The organism is Flavobacterium ardleyense, assembly GCF_042686085.1.
GTDB lineage: Bacteria > Bacteroidota > Bacteroidia > Flavobacteriales > Flavobacteriaceae > Flavobacterium > Flavobacterium ardleyense.
Map to the genome: position 1 here is coordinate 508,579 of NZ_JBHUOL010000018.1, position 23,288 is coordinate 531,866.

Below are 23,288 nucleotides of genomic sequence, written 5' to 3' on the forward strand. Positions count from 1 at the left end.
CTTTAATAAAGCCAATTGCAAATCTATTGCCAAATATGTAAAAATGTCAAATTGTCAGCCACATTTGCTTTTTTGTCAAAATAGTAAAAATTTAGCAAGTTGTTAAGAGAGTTTCAATATCCTATTTTTTATGTTTGCATTTAATAAAAAAACCCAACACGATGAAAAGAATTATCTTAAGTTTATTTGTATTGGCTACTGTTTCAATGAACGTAGCTTGTAAAGGTGAAAAGAATGAAACTGGCGAAGCTGGTGAAGTAGCAACGGCTTCTTCTGAAAGCACAACTTATGTAGTGAACACTGAAAGTTCTCTAATTGAATGGACAGGTTCTAAACCATCTGGAAAACATAACGGAACAATTAACTTAAAGTCTGGTGAAGTTGCTGTTGCTAACGACGCTGTCGAAAGCGGTATGTTTGTTATCGATATGACTTCTATTATAGTTTCTGATTTAGTAGCTGGTGATGGAAAAGAAGATTTAGAATCGCACTTAAAAGGAACAGGTGATAAAGAAGGAGAAGATCATTTCTTTAATGTAACTAAGTTTCCAGAAGGAAAATTTGAAATTACAAGCATTACTTCAGTAGAAGGAAAAGCAACAGTAAATGGTAACTTAACACTGAAAGACATTACGAAACCAGTAAGTTTTCCTGCAATTGTTACTTATGAAGGTGACAACATGATGTTAGTTTCTGAGGCGTTCATGATAAACAGAACAAACTGGAATGTAAATTATGCTTCTAAATCAGTTTTTGATGATTTAAAAGACAAATTTGTAAATGATGATATTGAATTAGTTGTAAAATTGAACGCAACGAAAAAATAATTCGCATACATAAATAATTAAAGATGCCCCAGTAGTTTAAACTATTTGGGCATCTTTTTATTTCAACAAATCGTTTAAGGCTTTGTCTAAAGATCCAAACTTGAATTGAAAGTTCTCATCTAATAATTTTCTACAACTCACGTGTTGACTCGAGAAAAGCAAGATATGCATTTCCCCAAGGATCAATTTCATGGCGAATTTCGGAATATTAGGTAAGAATAATGGTTTTTCTAATGTTTTCGCAATTGCCTTTGTCAATACTTCATTAGTCACTGGATAAGGCGAAACTCCATTGTAAACTCCAGCACATTTATTTTCAATTACATGATAAAATATAGAAACTAAATCATGCAAGTGAATCCAAGATTGATATTGCTGACCCGATCCAAAAGCAGAACCAATACCAAACTTTATTGGTTTTACCATTTCTTGCAAAGCACCACCGTCTTTAGCTAAAACTAAACCAATACGAATTTTAGCAACTAATATATTCAGTTTTTCAAACTGACTAACTTCATTTTCCCATTGTTTGACAACATTCCCTAAAAAAGAAGTATCAATATCTAAATCTTTTTCGTGATAAATATTAGTTAAGCTATCTGGATAAATTCCAACAGCAGAAGCCGACACAATCTGTTTTACTTGATTATCGTTTTTCTGTAAAGTTTGATATAATAGTCGAGTAGAAAGCACTCTACTTTCAATAATTTCCTGTTTATAAGATTTAGTCCATTTCTTAGCAACAGTTGCTCCTGCCAAATGTACTACAACCTCAACGTTTGTTAACGCATTTAGATCTATTTCGGCTGTTTCTGGATTCCAGTAAAAACCTTTATAATCTTTTTTGGTAACAATTTTATTTTTTGATGTAGATAAGTAGTGAACAACGTGTCCGTTTTCCAACAGTAATTGCACTAATTCCTGTCCAACTAAACCTGTTGCTCCTGTAATTAAAATGGTCATCTTTTTCTGTTTTTCTCAAAGTTACGACCAAAAAAAAAAGAATAAAAGCTAATTAACTTATGTTTAGGAATGAAAATCAAGCAATAAAGTGTGACCGCTTAAAATTAAAAATCACAAAAAATCAACCTCTTACCTTAATAGTCCACTCAAATTGCATTTCAGAAACTTGTTCTCCTTTTTCATTTTTACCTATAGAAGTTAACCATACCGTTTGTCCTTCATTGGTATCAATTGCTTTTTGAATAGTATCTTCAATCAAAGCACCTTGTGTACAACAAAATGTTATTCTTCCTGTAGCTTTTTTGGTAAAGACACTCTTGTTTTGTGCTACTAACATTGAAATATTCTTGCCGGTCTTCTTAATTTGAAACATCATTAAAACACCTGTAGTAAACTCTGCAGCCATCGCTTGTACTGCAAAATACATGGAGTTAAAGGGATTCTGATTAAACCATCTGTGTTTTACTGTAACTTCACACACTTCAGGCGAAACCGATTTTACGCGCACACCACTCCAGAAAGCAGAAGGCAACTTAAAAAAGGTAAAAAGATTTAATTTAGCAGGTGTAAACTCCATAGTTCATTGATTTTTTTGTAAAAATACAAAAAATACTATGCATTCCTAGTATTTTTTAATTTGTTAATTTTGTGTTAAATATTAGTACTATGCATTACATACTACCTTCTTTTAACCTTATCTTTGTATAAGAAAATAATAGGCTATATAGTTTCAATCATCAAATCAATCAATTAGCGCAAGCTAAAAAATCAAAAAATGAACAGTTTAATCAACAAAATCAAAATGAATTATGAACATCGAAAATGCTAAAGCGCAGATGCGTAAGGGTGTTTTAGAATTCTGCATCTTATCTGTACTAAAAGAAAAAGACGCCTATACTTCTGAAATACTTGAAACGCTCAAAAACGCAAAACTACTGGTAGTCGAAGGGACAATTTATCCTTTATTAACCAGATTGAAAAATGACGGCGTATTGAGTTATCGCTGGGAAGAGTCTACTTCTGGACCACCTAGAAAGTATTACGGCTTAACCGAAGAAGGAAAAGATTTCCTACAAGAATTGAACGGCACTTGGAAAGAATTAGCAGATGCCGTAAACATAATAACCAATCAAAACTAACAATCATGAACAAAACAATAAGTATAAATTTAGGAGGTTTTTTCTTCCATATCGACGAAGATGCCTATCAGAAATTATCGCGTTATTTTGATGCGGTAAAACGCTCTCTTGATCCCGATGGTAGAGATGAAATTATGAGCGATATTGAGACTAGAATTGCAGAATTATTTCAAGAACGTCTGCAAAACGAAAAACAAGTTGTAGGATTGTTAGAAATTGACCAAGTGATAGCGATTATGGGACAGCCTGAAGATTATAAAATTGATGATGAAACCAATTCTTCTTCAACTGCTTTTAAAACTTCAAGTGATTATACGAAAAAATCAAAACGTCTTTATAGAGATAGTGATAATTCACTTTTAGGTGGTGTTGCAGCCGGATTTGGCCACTATTTAAATATTGATCCTTTGTGGATAAGAATACTTTTCATTATTTCTCCATGGATTACTTTTGGAACATCAGTACTTATTTATCTGATATTATGGATTTTAATTCCGGAAGCATTAACAACTTCTCAAAAATTAGAAATGAAAGGGGAACCTATCAATATTTCAAGTATTGAAAAAAAGGTGAAAGATGGAATTGATGAAATTGCAGACAAATTAAGCAATTTAGATCATCAGAAAATAGCTGACGGAGCAGGAAAAGTAGGCAATTCAATATCTACCATAATATTAGCTCTAGTTACAATAGTTGGTAAATTTTTTGGTGGCTTATTGTTCATCTTCGCATCACTTTCTTTATTGGGAATTTTCATCACTGGAATTGTAATGATTTTCTCTGCAGCAATGCCTGATAATTATATTTTAAACAACATTAATTCTCCAATTGGATTAGAAACGCCACTTTGGCTTCAAGGTATATTATTTATTTTATCCTTTGGTATTCCGTTGTTTTTCTTGCTAATCTTATCGTTGAAAATACTAATTACCAACTTAAAATCAATTGGGAAACCTGCAAAATACATTTTGTTAGCACTTTGGATCTTGGCTGTAGGAAGTTTTATTGCTTTAGGAATTAACGAAGTAACAAAAATAGCTTACAATGGCAAAGTTATTCATAAGGAAGAATTGATCTTAACACCAAATGACACCTTATTCGTAAAGTTTAAAAACAATGACTTCTATGCAAAAAACAGCACCCGAAATCGCAGCTTTAAATTGACACAAGATGAAAACAGTAAGGACGTAATTTACTCTAACAATGTTTCTATAGAAATAATGGAAACGGATGAAGCCACACCTTATCTTCGAATTGAGAAATTAGCTAAAGGCAAAAGCATCAACGAAGCTAAGAAAAGAGCTGAAAAAATAAAATATGGATATAAGTTTGAAGGTAAAACTTTAACATTAGATGACTACATTCTATCATCGGTTGAAAACAAATTAAGAGGACAAGGTGTTGAGATCTATTTGTATTTACCAAAAGGAACTGTTTTTAAAACGGACAAAAACTTTGAAAACTTTAATCAATCAGATAATGACTATTTTGATTTTAGAAATTCATTAAATAACATCTATCGCGTTGAAAAGAAAACTTCGACTTACAGCTATTCATCAGATAATGGCCGAAGTAACACAATGGAGAACGACACAAACGCCACGATAGTTTTTGACGAAAACGGCATCTTAGTGAAAAGAAAAGTTAAAGAAATGCCACAAGAAGTGGAAAGTGTAAAAATTGAAATCAATACCAAAGACCAAAACAACTAAATCGAAATAATTATGAAAAATAGTCTTACATTAGTTTTAGTACTGCTAGCAATTGGTTTAACTTCATGCAATGGAAGAGTAAACATAGGAAGTGGTAACATAATTACCGAGAAAAGAACGGTTAATGAAAATTTCGACAGAATTGAAGCAAGCACCGGTGTAAATGTAATCATTACGCAAGCAAGTCCAACTGAAATAGAAGTAGAAACAGATGATAACGTAATGAAATACGTGATTACGAAAGTAGAAAATGGTGCATTAGTTATTAAATTAAAGCGCAATACCAACATCATGTCAAGCATTGATGTAAGAGTTCAAATGCCTTCTATAGTTGGATTAAAAGCTTCGAGCGGTTCAACGATTATAACAAAAAACATTTTAAGAGGCACATCACTAGATATTAAATCTAGCAGTGGTAGCGATATTAAAGCTGTTATTGAATATGAAAATGTAAATTGCGCAACATCTAGCGGAAGCACCATGACCGTTTCCGGAAAAGCGTTGCAATTGCAAACGAATTCATCTAGCGGTAGTGATATTGATGCGAATGATCTAGTTGCAAATGAAATTTTCTCAAAAGCATCTAGCGGTAGCGGCACAAGAGTAAACCCAATTGTAAAATTAGAAGCAAAAGCGTCTAGTGGTAGCACTATTGAATATGTGCAAATGCCAAAAACACTTACTAAAAATGAATCTTCGGGTGCAAGCGTAGAGCAAGATTAACCGCTAAATCACTAGTAGTCAAATATAAAAACAGTTAGAATAAACTCCAAATAACCCTTAACCTGCTTCTTACTAAAATAATCTAATAACAAACTAAATACAATCCTTATGGTAAAGTTAGTCATTCAAATTATAGATTTTATAGTTACTCATATCATCAACTTGATAGAAGCTATTTTATAACAGAAAAAAATAATGACATCAGTATAAAACCTGATGTTTTTTTTTTATATTTGTGAAACAAGATTCTAATTAAATAGATATAAATATCACATATTTTTAGTTAATTTGGTCCTAATTAAGTTATCTTTCACCAGAAGAAGTAAAAGATTCAAAAAATAAAACCAGAATACTTAAAAAACAACAAAACGTATTTAAAAGCCATTTGAAAATTGAAATTTCAAAAATTGTACATTAAAAGAATATAATATAATGCTTCCGACAGAAGAAGCACAAACCCAAAATAAACAAAACTTAACCCTAAAATTTTTAAACATGAAAAACATTACAAAATTAGTATTGATATTTGCTATCACTTTAACTGCCTGTAATCCTAACGTGCGCATTAGCGAAGATGTAGAGGGAAATGGAACTGTTGTCACAGAAAAAAGAGCAATTGCTGAAAATTTCAGTAAAGTTATTGCAACCGCTGGTATAAATGTAAACGTAACTCAAGGGACTTCAAATCAAGTAGAAGTTGAGACAGATGACAATTTACTGAAGTACGTTGTTACAAAAGTAGAAAACGGTATTTTAACTCTTAAAATTGAAGGGAATGTTAGTTTTATGTCGACAATTACTGTAAATGTTCAAGCTAATTCATTTGCAGGTTTGAAAGCTTCAGGTGGCGCTACTATTAGTACTAAGAATACATTAACAGGAAGTGCAATTGACTTACAAACTAGTAATGGAAGTCAAATAACTGCTGCAATTGAGTTTGATAAAGTAAATTGTCAAGCATCTAGTGGAAGTTCAATTAACGTTTCTGGAAAAGTAAAACAATTATATACTGATTCTTCTAGTGGTAGTGAAATTGATACAACTAAGCTTGAAGCAACAGAAATTGTACCACAACCGTTAAATTAGAAATTATAGAATCTTGCTGTTTGACGATTTAGTATTATTAAAAAGTGTTGTCTTTAATTAGTTCTTGTAAAATGTTAAGTAACTCTTAATCATAAGAAAAAGGATTATTTTAACAAAAAATTAAGACTGTAATAAAACTCGTTTTATTATTTTTACAAAACCAATGCAAAAAACAAACTAAATTTAAAGCTCATGATAAAGCTAGTCATTCAAATAATAGATTTTGTAGCCACGGTTATCATTAATCTGATAGAAGCTATATTATAACAAACAAATAAGAAACATCAGCGGAAACACTGATGTTTTTTTTATATTTGTACAAACAAAAACCTATTAAAATGTTTAGAAATATCCCATTCCTTTTAGTTGCTTTACTAGTAACTCAGCTAACCTTAGCCCAAAAAAAGGAAAAAATAAAAGGTTCAAAAATTGTAACCGTAGCCGTTAAAGAAATAAACACCTTTGAAAATATAGAAGTAAATGACAATTTCGAGGTTTTCCTAGTGAAGAGTGACAGTCATTCTCTGGAGATAGAAGCTGATGACAACTTACATGATATCATTAATTTCGAAGTTTCTGGAAACACTTTACGAGTAACAGCTTTAAAAACACCTTCAAGCTTTAAAAAATTTGCTGTTCGTATTAACTATTCTGATTCACTAAAATTGATTACTGCCCGAAATGAAGCGCAAATAAAAGCTTTAGCTGATTTAAAATTAGAGAAGATTACGATTAAAAATTATGATTATTCAAAGTCGTTTTTAAATGTAAGATCAGATTATTTTGCTTTAGTTTTAGATGATAAGTCAGAAGCGGAAATCAATGTAAAAGCATCAAGCGTTACGTTAGAGTTGAGTAAAAATGCGGAATTAAAAGCACTAATAGACGCACCCGAAGCAAAAATTGATTTGTATCAAAAAAGCAAAGCGACTATTGAAGGATCTAGCGAAACGGTAAAAATGAGATTAGACAACAATGCAAATCTTATTGCTCCAAAATACAAAATTAAAGAATTGGATTTGACAGCAGAACATTACGTAAAATGTAAAGTACACGTATTAAAAGAAATTACTATTGAAGCATCTGGAAAGTCAGAAATTGAATTAGTAGGCGATGCGAAAATCAACTTGAATAAATTCATAAATAACGCAATACTTTCTAAAAAGGAAAAGTAAACTGTTTTAAACAAAAAGCAAAAAATCCGACTAAAAGTCGGATTTTTTTATTGTATCTATTTTAAAAACTATTCTTTTGAAGCTAAATAACGCTCAGCATCTAAAGCTGCCATACAACCCGTACCAGCTGCAGTAATTGCTTGACGATAAACGTGATCCGCTGCATCGCCAGAAACGAATACACCTTCAATGTTTGTCTTAGAGCTTCCTGGCGTATTTATAATATAACCTGTTTCATCAAGATTTAAGAAATCCTTAAAAATCTGTGTATTTGGCGTATGTCCAATAGCAACAAAAAATCCAGTTGCTGGAATTTCACTTTCCGTGTTAGTTGTTTTGTTTAAAACCTTTACACCTGTAACAACTTGACCATCACCTAAAACTTCAACAGTATCGTGATTCATTAAAATTTCGATATTTGCTGTTTTTCTTACACGTGCTTCCATTATTTTCGAAGCTCTAAATTGCTCGCTTCTTACTAACATGGTAACTTTTGTACATAATTTAGATAAATAATGTGCTTCTTCACAAGCACTATCTCCTGCTCCAACAATTACAACTTCCTGATTTCTATAGAAAAACCCATCACAAACTGCACAAGCAGAAACACCACCTCCTAAATTAAGGTATTTTTGTTCTGAAGGTAAACCAAGATACTTTGCCGAAGCTCCTGTTGAAATAATTACAGTTTCAGCATGTATTTCTTTGTCGTCTTGTATCCAAACTTTATGAACATCACCAGAAAAATCAACTTTTGTAACCCATCCATCACGAACATCTGTTCCAAAACGCTGTGCTTGTTCCTGTAAACCAATCATCATTTCTGGTCCAGTAATTCCTTCCGGATTTCCAGGCCAATTTTCTACTTCATTCGTTGTTGTTAATTGACCACCTGGTTGTGTTCCTTGATATAAAACTGGAAACATATTAGCTCTAGCCGCATATATAGCTGCTGTATATCCTGCAGGTCCAGAACCTATAATCAAACATTTTACTCTTTCAATTGTATCTGACATAACTTTATTCTTTTAAAAGCACAAATGTAAGTTTTTAATTAAAATTAAGTCTCAAATTTAAATTAGAATTAACTATTGAAGATGAAATAGTATTTTTAGATCTTATTAAAAACAAAAAACTCCCTTGAAATAAATCAAGAGAGTTTCGTCGGGGTGGCAGGATTCGAACCTGCGACCTCCTGGTCCCAAACCAGGCGCGATGACCGGGCTACGCTACACCCCGTAATCAGAGTGCAAATATAGAACTAAAATTTAGTGTTGCAAATAAATCAAACTATATTTTTTAAATAATTATATAAAACACTGTACTACAATTTCTTACTTTGGAAAAACTACAATAAATCACAATCAAAAACTTAAATGCAACTATATTTCTTTAGTGTTTATTCTGAAAAAGATTCTCCTGAAAACAAGAACCCTTGGATTATTATTTCTATTTTTGCTAACAGAATCAATCTATCCTTTTTATATGCTAATTATTGGAATTGCCGGAGGAACCGGAAGTGGAAAAACAACAGTTGTACATCAGATTATGAATGAGTTACCTTCTACAGAAGTGGGTATCATTTCACAAGATTCATACTATAAAGAAACACATCATTTATCGTATGATGAGCGTACAAAAATTAATTTTGATCATCCAAGAGCTATTGATTTCGAATTATTAGTGGCGCATCTGAAAGATTTGAAAGAAGGAAAAACAATCGAACAACCTGTTTATTCATTCGTAACACACGACAGAACAGATGATAAAATCATCACACATCCAAGAAAAGTAATGATTGTCGAAGGTATTTTGATTCTAACTAATCCAGAATTAAGAGAATTATTTGATATTAAAGTGTACGTTCACGCAGATTCAGATGAACGACTAATTAGAAGATTAAAACGTGATATTGCTGAACGTGGAAGAGATATGCAAGAAGTTTTAAACCGATATCAAACGACTTTAAAGCCAATGCACGAACAATTTATTGAGCCTACTAAAGCATTTGCAGATATTATTATTCCAAATGATAAATACAACACAGTCGCTATTGATGTGGTTCGTGCTGTAATTAACCAAAGAATTTCATAAAGATGAACAAGTTAAAGAATTTAATCACCAAATATCCGTTCCTGAAATTTTTAGCGAATCGCTATGTTTTGGTATTGATTTTCTTTGCCGTTTGGATTTTATTTTTAGATAATTATTCCTACTTAGAACACCGTGTTTTAAATAGAGAAATTAACGAAATTGAAGATAATATCACTTACTATAAAACTGAAATAAAAAAAGACAGTACCAGCATTAAAGAATTAAAAAACGATGACCAAGTTGAACGTTATGCGCGTGAGAAATATTATATGAAACGTGCTGACGAAGATATTTACATCATCGATTTTGAGGATGATAAAAAAGCTGAAAAAGAAGCTGGAGCCAAAAAAACAATTAGTAACAATTAAAGATAAGAATCGTGACTAACAACAATTTATTTTCCGATTTTGAAGCCGTTTCTTCTAAACAGTGGAAGCAACAAATTCAATACGATTTAAAAGGTGCTGATTACAATGAAACATTAGTGTGGGAAAGTCCAGAAGGCATAAAGGTGAAGCCGTTTTATCACAACGATGAAACTGAAATAAATGCCAATATACTTTCTTCCTCCACTCCTTTTGTAATTGTTCAGAATATATTTGTGCACGATGTTCAAAAATCAAATGCACGTGCTTTAGACACTTTACAAAGAGGCGCTGAAAGCATTCGTTTTACGATTGCAAGTGAATCAACTTCTATTGAAGATTTAATGCGAAACTTGCCTTTAGAAAATACAACTTATTATTTCAATTTACCTTTCCTATCCGTTGAATTTGCTTCGAAAGTAAACGAATTCGCTTCGAAAAATAATGGGAAATTCATTCTTCAGGTGGACCCAATTGGCCAATTAACGAAAGAAGGAAATTGGTTTGAAAACATTGAAAAAGATTTCGAAAAATTAAATACAATTGCATCGAAAACAGCAATTCCCTTTTTAACAATTACTACCGGAATTTATCAAAATGCAGGTGCGAATATGGTGCAACAATTGGCCTATACTTTAGCACACGTTAATGAATATTTTAATAGAATTTCTGATATAAACCAACCTATTACGATTGAAGTAACCGTTGGAACAAATTATTTCTTTGAAATTGCAAAATTAAGAGCTTTACGAATTCTATTTAATGCATTAGCGAAGGAATACAATCATAATTTAGATTGCATTATCATCGCAACTCCAACCAAACGCAACAAAACATTGTACGATTACAACGTGAATATGTTGCGTACAACTACGGAATGTATGTCGGCAATTTTAGGTGGAGCTGATGCTGTTGCGAACTTAGCTTACGACGCTCTTTACCATAAAGACAATGAGTTTGGCGACCGAATTGCTCGAAATCAATTGCTAGTTTTAAAACACGAAAGTTATTTTGATAAAGTAAACAACACGGCAGATGGTGCTTATTATATTGAATCTTTAACGGATCAATTAGCCGAAAAAGCATTGGAGTTGTTTAAAGATATTGAAACAAATGGCGGTTTGATCACCCAATTAGTTGAAGGTACTATTCAAAGAAAAATCAATGAAAGTGCTAAAAAAGAACAAGAATTATTCGATTCGGGTAAAGAAGTTTTATTAGGAACTAACAAATATCCAAACAAAAACGATCGAATGAAAGATGATTTAGAGTTATTTCCCTTCGTGAAGCAATATGAAAGAAAAACATTAATCAAACCAATCATTGAAAAACGATTGGCTGAAAAATTAGAACAAGAACGCTTGCAAAATGAAATTTAAAACTATGAAAAAAGTTATTCTTATCAGTTTTTTACTTATTTCTCAATTCATAGTAGGTCAGATTCTTCATACTACGAGAAACATTGATTCTTATCCAAAAAGTGTTTTTCCTTATCAAGGAACTAGACTTATGTCTGTTGACGAAGTCCACATTCCTGATAGTGAAGAAAATGTATATATTTTTTCTAAAATTGAAGTAAATAAGAATCCAGATTCGCTTTATTTTCAACATTATAAAAAGAAGAATGAAAAGTGGAATAAAGTCAAAAGCATTTCGTTCTCACACAATGGTTTTTTAAGTGTTTGGAAAAGCAGAAAAGCTTTTATGGACGCTGACAAAAATAAAAGTGTTGATGCTGTGTTTATTTTTTCAAAACATAATTCAGATAAAAGTCAAGAATCAGTTCATTTATTGCTTTATAGTAATGAAGAATTTTACTTCATTACTGCCAATAAAGAAGATGCCTACGAATCATCAACATATTCGGATAATTTCAAAAGTTTAAAAGAGACCATTAAATCAGATGTTATAAAGTATTGGAACGCCTTAGATAAAAAATAAATAATTTATCTAAAAAACTAAATACATCTTTAAAAGTATATCATTTTGAGAAAGAACATACAACATATACAGTTAAAATCAGAAGCTAAAAATCAAAAGGCAGCAATTACTCCTACTGAAATTTTTGAAACTGCTGAAAATATAGAAGTTAAAGCAACGTATTCAAAAGAAGATGTTGCTAATTTAGAGCATCTTGGTTTTGGAGCTGGTTTTGCACCAAATCTTCGCGGACCTTACACCACAATGTATGTTCGAAGACCTTGGACTATTCGTCAATATGCCGGATTTTCTACTGCCGAAGAAAGTAATGCTTTTTATCGCAGAAACTTAGCTGCTGGACAAAAAGGATTATCGGTGGCATTTGATTTAGCAACACATAGAGGTTACGATTCGGATCACGAAAGAGTTTTTGGTGATGTTGGAAAAGCAGGAGTTGCTATCGATTCAGTTGAAGATATGAAAGTGCTTTTCGACCAAATTCCTTTGGATGAAATGTCCGTTTCTATGACCATGAATGGTGCGGTTTTACCAATTATGGCGTTCTATATTGTGGCGGCTGAAGAACAAGGTGTTGCTCCAAATTTGCTTTCGGGAACTATACAAAACGACATTTTAAAAGAGTTTATGGTGCGCAATACCTACATTTATCCACCCACTCCATCCATGCAAATTATTGCTGATATTTTCGAATATTCAAGTAAAAATATGCCAAAATTCAACTCAATTTCTATTTCAGGTTATCACATGCAAGAAGCGGGAGCTACTGCAGATATTGAATTAGCCTATACTTTAGCCGATGGTTTAGAATATATCAGAACTGGTTTAGCTGCCGGAATGGATATTGACACCTTCGCTCCTCGCCTTTCGTTTTTCTGGGCGATTGGAATGAATCATTTTATGGAAATTGCAAAAATGCGTGCAGGTCGTATGCTTTGGGCAAAATTGTTAAAACAGTTCCATCCAAAAGATGAGAAATCATTAGCTTTACGAACACATTGTCAAACATCGGGTTGGAGTTTAACGGAACAAGACCCTTTTAATAACGTAGCAAGAACTGCAATTGAAGCTGCTGCTGCTGCCTTTGGTGGAACGCAATCTTTACACACAAATGCTTTAGACGAAGCTATTGCTTTACCAACAGATTTCTCTGCTAGAATCGCTCGAAACACACAAATCTTCTTGCAAGAAGAAACTAAAATATGTAAAACGGTTGATCCTTGGGCGGGAAGTTATTATGTAGAAAGTTTAACCGCTGAGATTGCTGAGAAAGCTTGGGCATTAATCCAAGAAGTGGAAGAATTAGGTGGCATGACCAAAGCAATTGAGGCCGGAATTCCGAAATTAAGAATTGAAGAAGCTGCTGCTAGAAAACAAGCAAGAATTGATAGTAGTCAAGATATTATTGTTGGGGTAAATAAATACCGTTTGGAAAAAGAAGATCCATTACACATTTTAGATGTGGATAATAATATGGTTCGAAAACAACAAATTGAGCGTTTAGACCAAATAAAAGCAACAAGAGACAACGTAAAAGTTACCGAATGTTTAGACAAACTTATAGAATGTGCTAAAACAAAAAAAGGAAACTTATTAGAATTAGCAGTAGAAGCTGCGCGCTACAGAGCCACTTTAGGCGAAATTAGTGATGCTTTAGAAACTGTTTACGGAAGATATAAAGCACAAATTAGAAGTTTTAGCGGCGTGTATAGTAAAGAAATCAAAAACGACGAAAGTTTTGCGAAAGCAAAAGTACTAGCTGATGCTTTCGCGAAGAAAGACGGACGTAGACCAAGAATTATGATTGCAAAAATGGGACAAGACGGTCACGATCGTGGTGCCAAAGTTGTAGCTACAGGTTATGCCGATGTAGGTTTTGACGTGGACATTGGTCCGCTATTCCAAACACCTTATGAAGCCGCGAAACAAGCCGTTGAAAATGACGTTCATATTTTAGGCGTTTCTTCTTTAGCAGCCGGACATAAAGTCTTAGTTCCTCAAGTAATTGCTGAACTAAAAAAATATGGTCGTGAAGATATTATGGTAATTGTTGGTGGCGTAATTCCAGCACAAGATTACCAATTCCTTTTCGATGCAGGTGCAGTCGCTGTTTTTGGTCCTGGAACAAAAATTAGTGAAGCAGCAATTACAATTTTAAATGTATTATTGGAGGATTAATAAAGATTTGTAGTGATGAACTAGTTTCAGCATTTTATATAAACAAAAAACACCAACAGTATTGTTGGTGTTTTTTGTAGCTATATTTTTCAAAGTTCTTACTTCACTTTCTTCCCTTTTACAAAAACCTGTGTAGGTAAAATATTTGGCACTTTTTCAATTGGCATTGTCATGATATCTTCAGAGAAAATTGTGAAATCTGCCCATTTTCCAACTTCTAAACTTCCTTTTTCTTTCTCTTCAAAATTCGAATAAGCAGCCCAAATGGTCATTCCTTTTAGCGTTTGTTCACGTGTTAAAGCATTTTCCATTTGGAATCCGTTAGCTGGGTAATTTTTCAAATCTTTTCTAGCTACAGCGGAATGAAAAGTAAACATTGGATTTACTTCTTCAATTGGGAAATCAGTTCCTAAAGCTACTAAACCAGCTTTATCTAACATCTTTTTGTAAGCGTACGAATTTTTGATGCGCTCTTTTCCTACTCTTTCTTCCGCCCAATACATATCTGAAGTGGCATGTGTTGGTTGAACCGATGGAATAATTCCTAAAGCAAAATAATCAAAATCCTTCTCTTGCATGATTTGAGCGTGTTCAATTTTCCATCTTCTATTTGGCTTGTCTTTCAAAACATCAGCATAAATTTTTAACAGCACCGTATTTGTGGAATCACCAATAGCATGTGAATTCATTTGGTAATCCGAATTTGCAACTTGTTTCGCAATACTTTTAATATCTACAATAGGTGATAATAAGGCTCCAAATTGCTTTGGTTTATCCGAATAAGGCAAATGCAAACAAGCACCTCTAGAACCTAAAGCACCATCTCCCATAAATTTAAACGAACGTACATTTAATTTATCTGTCTTATAAATCCCTTTTTTTGTGTAATAATCTAAGTTTTCTTTTGAAGTTGCAACCATTGCATAGATGTTCAAATCTAAAACTTTCGCTTGTTGTAAACTGTCGATTAATTCAATGATATTTCGATCTAAACCTGCTTCGTTTATAGTGGTAATTCCGTAATTGAAAACATTTTTTTGTGCGTCAATTAAAGCTTGAATTTTAGTCTGTTTGTTGGGTTCTGGAACAATTGAACTCACTAAATCCATCGCATTATCAACTAAAATTCCAGTTATTTTCCCCGCAATAACTTCAATCTGACCGCCTTCAATTTTAGTTTGTGGTGTAATTCCTGCTAACTCTAAAGCTTTCCCATTTACTAGCATTGCATGACCATCTATTCGAGTTAAAACCACCGGGACATCTGGAAATAATTCATCCAACTTCTCTCTTGAAGGGAATTCTTTGTTTTCCCAATGATTTTGATCCCAACCTCTTCCTCTTATGAAATTGGTGTTTTTTTCTTTTTGAAAAGCAACAACTCGCTCTACTACTTCATCAAAACTTTTAGTGTTTCGTAAATTAACGGTTTGCATATTGATTCCTAAACTATACAAATGCGCATGCGCATCATAAAAGCCAGGATAAACGAATTGATTTTTAGCGTCAATAGTTTCTTTTGCTTCAAATTGATCGTTTAGCTCTTGAGTTGATCCGGTAAAAATAATTTTTCCTTCTTGAATTGCAATTGCTTCCACAATTTCAAAAGCATCGTTAACGGTATAAATTTTGGCATTTGTAAGTACTAAATCTACTTGCTCTTTATTGCTTGCGCAAGACATAAAAGTTAGTACTACTAAAAAGGAAATCATTTTTAAAATTTTCATTGCGTTGTTGTTTGAAAAACAAATTTAAAAGAAAAACTTGATTTCCAATGCTAGAAAACTTTATTTATGGAATTTTAAACCTGACAGGTTTTGGAAACCTGTCAGGTTTAAAATTTTTATTACATTTGTATTCAACTAAACGCCAAATAATTATGATACATGCCTTAAAACGTGGAGACACCTACCACATCTACAATCGAGGAATTAATAGTGATATTCTTTTTAAAGAAAAAACTAACTATGAGTATTTCCTACAACTATTTGAAGATCATATTGAACCGATTGCAGAAACTTATGCTTGGTGCTTAATGAAAAATCATTTTCATTTCATAGTACGACTAAAGAAACTTGAAGAAATAAAAACAGAAAAAATCATTGAACCTTCGCAGTCTTTTTCTAACCTATTCAATGCTTAAACTAAATCATATAATAAGAGAAATAATAGAACCGGAGCTTTATTTGAGAGACCTTTTAGGAGAGTTTTAATTAACAACAGTGCTTATTTAAATAATGCAATTGTATATGTTCATAACAATCCCGTAAGTCATATAATTTGCGAACACCCACTTAACTATCCTTGGAGTTCTTATATTTCACTGCTATCTAACAAACCAACAAAAATCAAAAGAAACCAAGTATTAGAAAGCTTCGGTAATCGAGAAAATTTTATTTTGGAACACTTAAAAAACAAATCTGATTATGAAGCGCTAAAAAAATTTGGTTTTTAATACTACAATTAGACCTGACAGGTTTTGGAAACCTGTCAGGTCTAATTGTACAGAATCAATAATTACTTTATAAACTCACTTTTTAATTTATTCTGATCGATGTAAATTGCCATTTGTTTCGCAACTTCAATCGGTCTATCGCTCGAAATAATCATTACACCTGCTTTAACAAGATCTAAATATATTTTATCACCATTAGCAACAGCACTTTTATCTAAGTTACCCATAGTTCCTGAAATACAAGTAATTCCTTGTTCTTTCATATAAACTAAAGTCTCTGGTTTTGGAAAAGAAGTACCTACGAAAGCAACCATGTTTTCAGTTTTGACACCCCTTTGTTGCATACGTTCTACATCTTCCTTACCTCTAGCAGAAACAGACAGCAACATATTAGGAGCCAATTGAGCTACTTCTGCAGCCTGATTTGCATTATAAGTTATGATAATTGAGTAGTTTTCTGCTTTATTTCGTGCGACAGCATCAACAATCATTTTAAAAGGAACGCCTCTTTTCACATCTAAAGTGTAAATTACTTTGCCTTTTCCCCACTGTAAAACTTCGTCAAGCGTTTCAATTTTATAAGTAGTAACGTTGCCTTCCGTGTCTTTTAAGTAAAAACTTTGTAATTCTTTATAGGTATAATTTCCAATATTACCTGTTCCCGTTGTTGTTCTGTCCAACGTATTATCATGCATCATTACTAAAACAGAATCTTTTGTCAACGCAATATCTGTCTCAATAACTGCTGCATTGTATTTGATGGTATTTGCAAAAGTGGCTGTGCAATTTTCTGGAAAACCTTTTGTGGGTCCGCCTCGATGTGCACTCACTAAAGGATAAAAATTACTAGATGCGCTGAAAAAAGTTCTGAAATCACTATTTTTCTCAAAATGAATCGTATGCTCTTTTTTTTGTGCAGTTAACGAAAGAACTCCCAAGAAAAATACTATAAAAGCTAATGTCTTCTTCAAAATAATTATTTTTAAATTTAAAATGCAAAAGTAACTCTTCTTCAGAATGCAAGAAAATATCTAGTGTTAACAAATCGATAAAATAAATTTAAAATCAAGCTAAATTTGGTGCACGAGACTTTCAATTGCCTTGACTCCATCTAAGAAGTCAATACTTTTTACTTCTTCAAAAAAGTCAATTTCTGTTTCGTGAGGTAAAAAATCGGACACAATTCGGACAATGAAATCTTGTGGTTTTTTAAGGTACATAAACGTAAAATCTTCCATATTGACAACCGTTTTTTCTGCCAAATTGCTAGTTCTCACAAATTTATCAGAAGTCAGAGAAGATAAACTCGGTAGGTTTAATTGTGGTGAATTCACAATAGGTTTTCCGTTTTCAAACAAACCACCCTCATAACCATATAAAGAAGCATTGGTGATTTCTATAGGTTTCCCAAAACCTAATTCTGATGGTAAATCTGCTTCCTTTCCGACCAAAGCTGCAAAACCCATTAGCACACAAATATCATGAGAAGGCAAATTCATTAATGTTTTTGCCGTACTTTCTCTACCAATTCCCGAAACTATTACGTCATAAGTATGTTTCAGATTTGGAAGACGAGAAATTGCATCAAGTACTTTCGCTCGTTCAATGTCCATCGGAGTTAGGATAATAATCTTCAAAATGATATGGTTTTAGGTATAAAGTTTGCAAAAGTAAAGAACAAAAAGAGGTTTAAAAAATAGCAGGCATAAATAAAATAAAAATTCAAGATTCTAAGTAATAAAATCCCGTCTTTTTACTAATGGAAATACAGTAATATTTAAAATTACTTGAAAATTCACATTTCAATAGAAAGTCTAAAAATTGATTAGAATCTGAATTTAGATCCTTTGAAAACTTTTTATTACCCTATTTTCATCGCTATAAATCAGTCAAACAACACTTTAATCTATTGTTAACAAAATTGCCTTGAAAAAACCATAAATAATTGTATTTTTACCACTTAAATTTTTTAACATTCAAATGGGTAAAATCATTGCAATTGCCAATCAAAAAGGTGGCGTAGGAAAAACTACAACTTCTATTAATTTAGCAGCATCACTAGGTGTTTTAGAAAAAAAAGTACTTTTAATAGATGCTGACCCACAAGCGAATGCTAGTTCTGGCTTAGGAATTGATGTGGAAAGTGTAGAAATAGGTTCCTACCAAGTATTAGAACACAGTGCTAGTGCTGGTGAAGCAATAGTTTCTTGTTCTGCACCTAATGTTTTTGTTATTCCAGCTCATATTGATTTGGTGGCAATTGAAATTGAATTAGTTGATAAAGAAAATCGTGAGTACATGCTTAAACAAGCCTTGGAAAGCATTAAAGATCAATACGATTACATTATAATTGACTGTGCTCCTTCATTAGGTTTACTAACATTGAACGCTTTAACAGCGGCCGATAGCGTAGTAATTCCTATTCAGTGCGAATATTTTGCATTAGAAGGATTAGGAAAATTATTAAATACTATAAAAAGTGTTCAAAAAATTCACAACCCCAATTTGGATATTGAAGGTTTGCTGTTAACCATGTATGATTCCCGCTTACGATTATCAAATCAAGTGGTGGAAGAAGTACAGAAACACTTTAACGATATGGTTTTTGATACTATTATTCAAAGAAATATCAAGTTAAGTGAAGCACCAAGTTTTGGAGAAAGCATCATCAATTATGACGCTACAAGCAAAGGAGCAACCAATTATATTAGCTTGGCAGAAGAAATTATTAAGAAAAATCAATAATATTTAGAAGATGACAAAAGCCGTAAAAAAGCAAGCCTTAGGAAGAGGATTATCCGCTTTATTGAAAGATCCTGATAACGATATTAAATCGGCAGAGGACAAAAATGCAGATAAGGTTGTAGGAAGTATTATTGAATTAGATATTGATTCTATTGAAATTAATCCGTTTCAACCAAGAACGAATTTCAACGAAGAAACATTACAAGAATTAGCCAAATCGATTAAAGAATTAGGTGTAATTCAACCTATTACCGTAAGAAAATTAGAATTTAATAAATTCCAGTTGATTTCAGGAGAACGTCGTTTGCGTGCTACAAAATTAATTGGTTTAACTACAATCCCAGCTTACATTCGTTTGGCAAATGACAACGAATCGTTAGTTATGGCATTGGTAGAAAATATACAACGCCATGATTTAGATCCGATTGAGGTAGCAATTTCGTACCAAAGATTGATTGAAGAAATCAGTTTAACGCAAGAAGAACTAAGCGAACGCGTAGGGAAAAAACGTTCTACAATTACAAATTATCTTCGCTTATTGAAATTAGACCCAATCATTCAAACTGGAATGCGTGATGGTTTTATTTCAATGGGCCACGGAAGAGCGTTGATTAGCATTGAAGACCTAGATATTCAAAGCGATATTTACCACAAAGTTGTAACTCAAAACTTATCGGTTAGAGAAACAGAAGCTTTGGTAAAAAATCATCAAGAAAGCTTAAAACCAAAAACGGCTAAAACAGCTAAAGATACTAGTTTCGATATTCAGGAAGAAGAGAAAAAAGTATTTGCTAACTATTTTGGAACAAAAGTTGACGTTAAAGTTGCAGGAAACGGAAAAGGAAAAATCACTATTCCATTTCATTCAGAAGAAGACTTTAATCGTATCTTAAAATTAATCAATTCCTAGTGAAGTGCTTTCGCTACATAGCTATTATTGCATGTTTGTTTCTAACTTTAAACGGAAACGCACAGCAAGAAATGCAGTTGCGCGCCGCTGACACCGTAAAAAACACTATAGATCCGAATGCACCTGCACGGGCAGCATTTCTTTCGGCATTAGTTCCAGGTTTAGGTCAAGCTTACAATAAAAAATATTGGAAAGTACCGATTGTATATATTGGTATGGGAGCAGGAATTTATTATTATTCCTTTAACCAAAAAGAATACAAAGGTTTCAGAAACGAATACAAAAAACGATTAGCGGGAACGTCAGTCGGCTCAGCTGATGCAACTTATGGTGATTTTTCTAATGATCAATTGATCAGAGGTCAGAAGTTCCATCAAAGAAATAGGGATTTATCAGCATTAATTACAGCTGGAATTTATATTTTAAACATCGTTGACGCGAATGTTGACGCGCATCTAATGCAGTTTAATGTGAACGATAATTTAACGATAAAACCTGACTTAAAGCAAAATGAAATCGATTATAGGTACGCTTATGGTTTATCATTTACCTTTAATTTTTAACATTAAATTAAGTAACAAACATATTCAAAACGCAACTAACTCATAAGATGAAAATAGCACTTTTAGGATACGGGAAAATGGGAAAAGTTATTGAACAAATAGCTTTAGAACGCGGTCACGAAATTGTCCTAAGAAAAGACCAAAACACTTCGTATGCAGGTTTACAGCAAGCAGATGTAGCAATTGATTTCAGTATTCCTGATAGTGCGATTGCAAATATTTCTGAATGTTTACAAACAGGTATTCCAGTAATTTCAGGAACAACTGGTTGGTTAGCTGCTTATCAAAAAATGGTAGATCTGTGTGAAGATAAAAGCGGTAGTTTTATATATGCTTCTAATTTTAGCTTAGGTGTGAATATATTTTTCGAATTGAATGAATACTTGGCGAAAATAATGATCAACTTGAAACAATATAATGTTTCAATGGAAGAAATTCATCACACACAAAAGTTAGATGCGCCTAGTGGAACGGCAATTACATTGGCAGAAGGCGTTATAAAACATTCAGATTATTCGAATTGGACTTTAGAAACTCCTATTAGTAACGAAATTCATATCGAAGCGAAAAGAATTGAAAATGTTCCAGGAACACACAGTGTATTTTACGACAGTAAAGTGGACCAAATTGAAATAAAACACACAGCGCATAGCAGAGAAGGTTTTGCACTTGGAGCTGTGATTGCAGCGGAATGGTTAGTAGGAAAAAAAGGCGTTTTCACAATGAAAGACGTCCTTGGAATTAAAAGTTAGAAGTTATACAGTAGAAATAAAACATAAGAATTTTAGCAAATGCTAGAGGATTTCAAGTGACCTCCTTTAAAGTTAAATTCTTTTTTCAAACAAAATAAATTATGGATGTATTAGGTTGGTTACTATTTATACTAATAGTACAAATAATTCACGGAATAGGAACTTGGAAATTATATGTAAAAGCAGGCAGAAAAGCGTGGGAAGCATTCATTCCAGTTTATAACGGAATTGTATTGATGCAAATTATCAACCGTCCTAAATATTGGATTTTATTGCTTTTTATCCCAGTAATCAACTTGTTTATATTCCCTATTATTTGGATTGAAACACTTAGAACTTTCGGGAAAAAATCTACGGTGGATATGGTTTTGGGCGTTGTTACTTTAGGATTTTACATCGCTTATGTAAATTATACACAAGAATTGACTTACCACAAAGACCGCGACTTAAAAGCTCCAAATAAAACAATGGAAACTTTAGGTTCTTTATCTTTTGCAATTATCGTGGCAACTTTGGTTCACACCTATTTTATTCAGCCTTTTACAATTCCAACAGCTTCTTTAGAAAAATCATTATTGGTTGGAGATTTCTTATTTGTAAGTAAGTTTAATTATGGTGCGAGAACACCTTTGACGCCGATTGCTGCACCAATGGTTCATGATACATTACCTCTAATAAAAGTAAAATCATATTTAGAAAAACCACAACTTCCGTTCTTTAGATTTCCAGCTTTGGAAAAAATTGAACGTAATGATATTGTAGTTTTTAACTGGCCAGCAGATACATTATTTCATATGTACAAAGCAGCGGATAAGAGATATGACAAACCTATTGATAAAAAAACAAACTATGTAAAACGTTGTACGGCGATTCCTGGTGACCAATTTGAAATCAGAGATGGTATTATTTTTATCAACGGAAAAGAGTCGATACTTCCGGAAAGAGCTAAGCCACAGTACTCTTACAAAGTAGCTTGGGATGGAAAAACAGCTGTTGATTTAGACTATCTTAAAAAAGAGTTAGACATTACAGATGGTTTTGGACAAATTGCAACAGATACTTTAATTTTCAGTGCTTTGCCATACGCATCTGCGGAACGCATGAAAAACATTCCTGGATTAACTAAGGTGGAACGCATTATTCATAAAGAAACTGATAAATCTATTTTTCCTTTCACAAAAGAATGGAGCGTAGATAATATGGGTCCCATTTATATTCCTGAAGCTGGAAAGACAGTGGACATAAACAAAGACAACATTGCGTTTTATAAAAAAGTAATTGGTGAATACGAAGGACATGATTTAAAAATAACCGGAGATGAAATCAGAATTGATGGAAAAGTAGCCACTTCTTACACTTTTGAACAGAATTATTACTGGATGATGGGAGATAACCGTCATAATTCATTAGATTCTCGCTATTGGGGATTTGTTCCAGATGATCATATCGTAGGAAAACCAATCTTCATTTGGATGAGTATTGCTGGAATCAATGATGGTATCAAAAACTGGAGCATTCGTTGGGACAGATTATTCACAACAGTTAGCGGTGAAGGGCAACCACAATCCTATTTTAAATATTTCTTATTTGCATTAGCAGGATACTTTGCTTTCGATTATTTTAGAAATAAGAAGAAGAAAAAAGCAGAAAATCAGTAATTAGC

General features: G+C 32.7%; 23 protein-coding genes and 1 tRNA gene. 17 read left to right on the plus strand and 7 right to left on the minus strand.

All coding sequences use genetic code 11. From position 1 onward, the window contains the following. Window positions 1-161 precede the first annotated feature (161 nt). Window positions 162-827 carry a YceI family protein gene (locus tag ACFSX9_RS12325; RefSeq protein ID WP_379808105.1) on the plus strand — a complete coding sequence of 222 codons (666 nt, stop codon included), beginning with the start codon at window positions 162-164 and terminating at the stop codon, window positions 825-827. Window positions 828-884: 57 nt separating this feature from the next. Here the strand turns inward: ACFSX9_RS12325 and ACFSX9_RS12330 are convergent, their stop codons facing one another. Both ACFSX9_RS12330 and ACFSX9_RS12335 read right to left on the minus strand, forming a co-directional pair. Continuing rightward, window positions 885-1,790, minus strand: coding sequence for a TIGR01777 family oxidoreductase (locus tag ACFSX9_RS12330; protein ID WP_379808107.1), 906 nt, complete (start codon window positions 1,788-1,790; stop codon window positions 885-887). Between the two features lie 121 nt (window positions 1,791-1,911). After that, window positions 1,912-2,367 (minus strand): DUF4442 domain-containing protein, encoded by a 456-nt coding sequence (locus ACFSX9_RS12335; RefSeq protein WP_379808109.1) that lies wholly within the window; start codon window positions 2,365-2,367, stop codon window positions 1,912-1,914. A gap of 232 nt (window positions 2,368-2,599) precedes the next feature. Between ACFSX9_RS12335 and ACFSX9_RS12340 the strand changes: the two genes are divergently transcribed. The 5 genes from ACFSX9_RS12340 to ACFSX9_RS12360 all read left to right on the plus strand — a co-directional run bounded on the left by ACFSX9_RS12340 (window position 2,600) and on the right by ACFSX9_RS12360 (window position 7,625). Then, the gene (locus ACFSX9_RS12340; protein WP_379808111.1) at window positions 2,600-2,929 is read left to right on the plus strand and encodes a PadR family transcriptional regulator; all 330 of its coding nucleotides are present in this window, start codon (window positions 2,600-2,602) and stop codon (window positions 2,927-2,929) included. Window positions 2,930-2,934: 5 nt separating this feature from the next. After that, window positions 2,935-4,641 carry a PspC domain-containing protein gene (locus ACFSX9_RS12345; RefSeq protein ID WP_379808113.1) on the plus strand — a complete coding sequence of 569 codons (1,707 nt, stop codon included), beginning with the start codon at window positions 2,935-2,937 and terminating at the stop codon, window positions 4,639-4,641. Between the two features lie 12 nt (window positions 4,642-4,653). Continuing rightward, window positions 4,654-5,364 carry a head GIN domain-containing protein gene (locus ACFSX9_RS12350; protein ID WP_379808115.1) on the plus strand — a complete coding sequence of 237 codons (711 nt, stop codon included), beginning with the start codon at window positions 4,654-4,656 and terminating at the stop codon, window positions 5,362-5,364. 495 nt (window positions 5,365-5,859) lie between these two features. Next, window positions 5,860-6,450 carry a head GIN domain-containing protein gene (locus ACFSX9_RS12355; protein ID WP_379808117.1) on the plus strand — a complete coding sequence of 197 codons (591 nt, stop codon included), beginning with the start codon at window positions 5,860-5,862 and terminating at the stop codon, window positions 6,448-6,450. 338 nt (window positions 6,451-6,788) lie between these two features. Next, window positions 6,789-7,625: a GIN domain-containing protein gene (locus ACFSX9_RS12360; protein WP_379808119.1), complete on the plus strand. Its 837-nt coding sequence runs from the start codon at window positions 6,789-6,791 to the stop codon at window positions 7,623-7,625. A 68-nt stretch (window positions 7,626-7,693) separates the two neighbouring features. Here the strand turns inward: ACFSX9_RS12360 and trxB are convergent, their stop codons facing one another. After that, entirely contained in the window at window positions 7,694-8,641 is a 948-nt protein-coding gene (trxB, locus tag ACFSX9_RS12365) for a thioredoxin-disulfide reductase (protein ID WP_379808120.1), read from the minus strand. Between the two features lie 148 nt (window positions 8,642-8,789). Then, window positions 8,790-8,864, minus strand: a tRNA-Pro gene (locus tag ACFSX9_RS12370). Window positions 8,865-9,110: 246 nt separating this feature from the next. Here ACFSX9_RS12370 and udk point away from each other — a divergent pair. Genes udk through scpA form a run of 5 tightly spaced genes read left to right on the plus strand, consistent with a single transcriptional unit; the run spans window position 9,111 to window position 14,200 of the window. Next, a complete protein-coding gene (gene udk, locus ACFSX9_RS12375) occupies window positions 9,111-9,719 on the plus strand; it encodes a uridine kinase (protein ID WP_379808121.1) in 609 nt (202 codons plus the stop codon). A 2-nt stretch (window positions 9,720-9,721) separates the two neighbouring features. Next, on the plus strand, window positions 9,722-10,087 hold the full coding sequence (locus ACFSX9_RS12380; RefSeq protein WP_379808122.1) for an FtsB family cell division protein: 366 nt from the start codon (window positions 9,722-9,724) through the stop codon (window positions 10,085-10,087). Between the two features lie 11 nt (window positions 10,088-10,098). Further along, complete coding sequence (locus ACFSX9_RS12385) at window positions 10,099-11,463, plus strand: methylmalonyl-CoA mutase subunit beta (RefSeq protein WP_379808123.1); 1,365 nt, start codon at window positions 10,099-10,101, stop codon at window positions 11,461-11,463. Between the two features lie 4 nt (window positions 11,464-11,467). After that, window positions 11,468-12,025, plus strand: a complete 558-nt coding sequence (locus ACFSX9_RS12390) for a hypothetical protein (protein ID WP_379808124.1) — start codon at window positions 11,468-11,470, stop codon at window positions 12,023-12,025. A gap of 42 nt (window positions 12,026-12,067) precedes the next feature. Beyond that, window positions 12,068-14,200, plus strand: a complete 2,133-nt coding sequence (gene scpA / locus ACFSX9_RS12395; RefSeq protein ID WP_379808339.1) for a methylmalonyl-CoA mutase — start codon at window positions 12,068-12,070, stop codon at window positions 14,198-14,200. A gap of 98 nt (window positions 14,201-14,298) precedes the next feature. On the opposite strand, the gene ACFSX9_RS12400 is transcribed toward scpA, so the two are convergent. Then, window positions 14,299-15,927, minus strand: coding sequence for an amidohydrolase (locus ACFSX9_RS12400; protein WP_379808125.1), 1,629 nt, complete (start codon window positions 15,925-15,927; stop codon window positions 14,299-14,301). Between the two features lie 152 nt (window positions 15,928-16,079). Here ACFSX9_RS12400 and ACFSX9_RS12405 point away from each other — a divergent pair, with 152 nt between their 5' ends. Then, on the plus strand, window positions 16,080-16,343 hold the full coding sequence (locus ACFSX9_RS12405; RefSeq protein ID WP_379808126.1) for a hypothetical protein: 264 nt from the start codon (window positions 16,080-16,082) through the stop codon (window positions 16,341-16,343). Window positions 16,344-16,717: 374 nt separating this feature from the next. On the opposite strand, the gene ACFSX9_RS12410 is transcribed toward ACFSX9_RS12405, so the two are convergent. Together ACFSX9_RS12410 and ACFSX9_RS12415 are read right to left on the minus strand one after the other, a co-directional pair. Beyond that, the gene (locus tag ACFSX9_RS12410) at window positions 16,718-17,626 is read right to left on the minus strand and encodes a glycerophosphodiester phosphodiesterase family protein (protein ID WP_379808127.1); all 909 of its coding nucleotides are present in this window, start codon (window positions 17,624-17,626) and stop codon (window positions 16,718-16,720) included. A gap of 99 nt (window positions 17,627-17,725) precedes the next feature. Beyond that, window positions 17,726-18,292, minus strand: coding sequence for a hypothetical protein (locus ACFSX9_RS12415; RefSeq protein ID WP_379808128.1), 567 nt, complete (start codon window positions 18,290-18,292; stop codon window positions 17,726-17,728). Between the two features lie 343 nt (window positions 18,293-18,635). Here ACFSX9_RS12415 and ACFSX9_RS12420 point away from each other — a divergent pair, with 343 nt between their 5' ends. From ACFSX9_RS12420 to lepB, 5 genes are all read left to right on the plus strand, one after another. Further along, window positions 18,636-19,400: a ParA family protein gene (locus ACFSX9_RS12420; RefSeq protein ID WP_379808129.1), complete on the plus strand. Its 765-nt coding sequence runs from the start codon at window positions 18,636-18,638 to the stop codon at window positions 19,398-19,400. 10 nt (window positions 19,401-19,410) lie between these two features. Beyond that, a complete protein-coding gene (locus ACFSX9_RS12425) occupies window positions 19,411-20,310 on the plus strand; it encodes a ParB/RepB/Spo0J family partition protein (protein WP_379808130.1) in 900 nt (299 codons plus the stop codon). Then, window positions 20,310-20,873 (plus strand): DUF5683 domain-containing protein, encoded by a 564-nt coding sequence (locus ACFSX9_RS12430; protein WP_379808131.1) that lies wholly within the window; start codon window positions 20,310-20,312, stop codon window positions 20,871-20,873. The genes ACFSX9_RS12425 and ACFSX9_RS12430 overlap by 1 nt, the downstream gene beginning before the upstream one ends. Before the next feature lie 47 nt (window positions 20,874-20,920). Then, window positions 20,921-21,625: a 4-hydroxy-tetrahydrodipicolinate reductase gene (dapB, locus tag ACFSX9_RS12435; RefSeq protein WP_379808132.1), complete on the plus strand. Its 705-nt coding sequence runs from the start codon at window positions 20,921-20,923 to the stop codon at window positions 21,623-21,625. Window positions 21,626-21,726: 101 nt separating this feature from the next. Beyond that, window positions 21,727-23,283: a signal peptidase I gene (gene lepB, locus ACFSX9_RS12440; RefSeq protein WP_379808133.1), complete on the plus strand. Its 1,557-nt coding sequence runs from the start codon at window positions 21,727-21,729 to the stop codon at window positions 23,281-23,283. Window positions 23,284-23,288 lie beyond the last annotated feature (5 nt).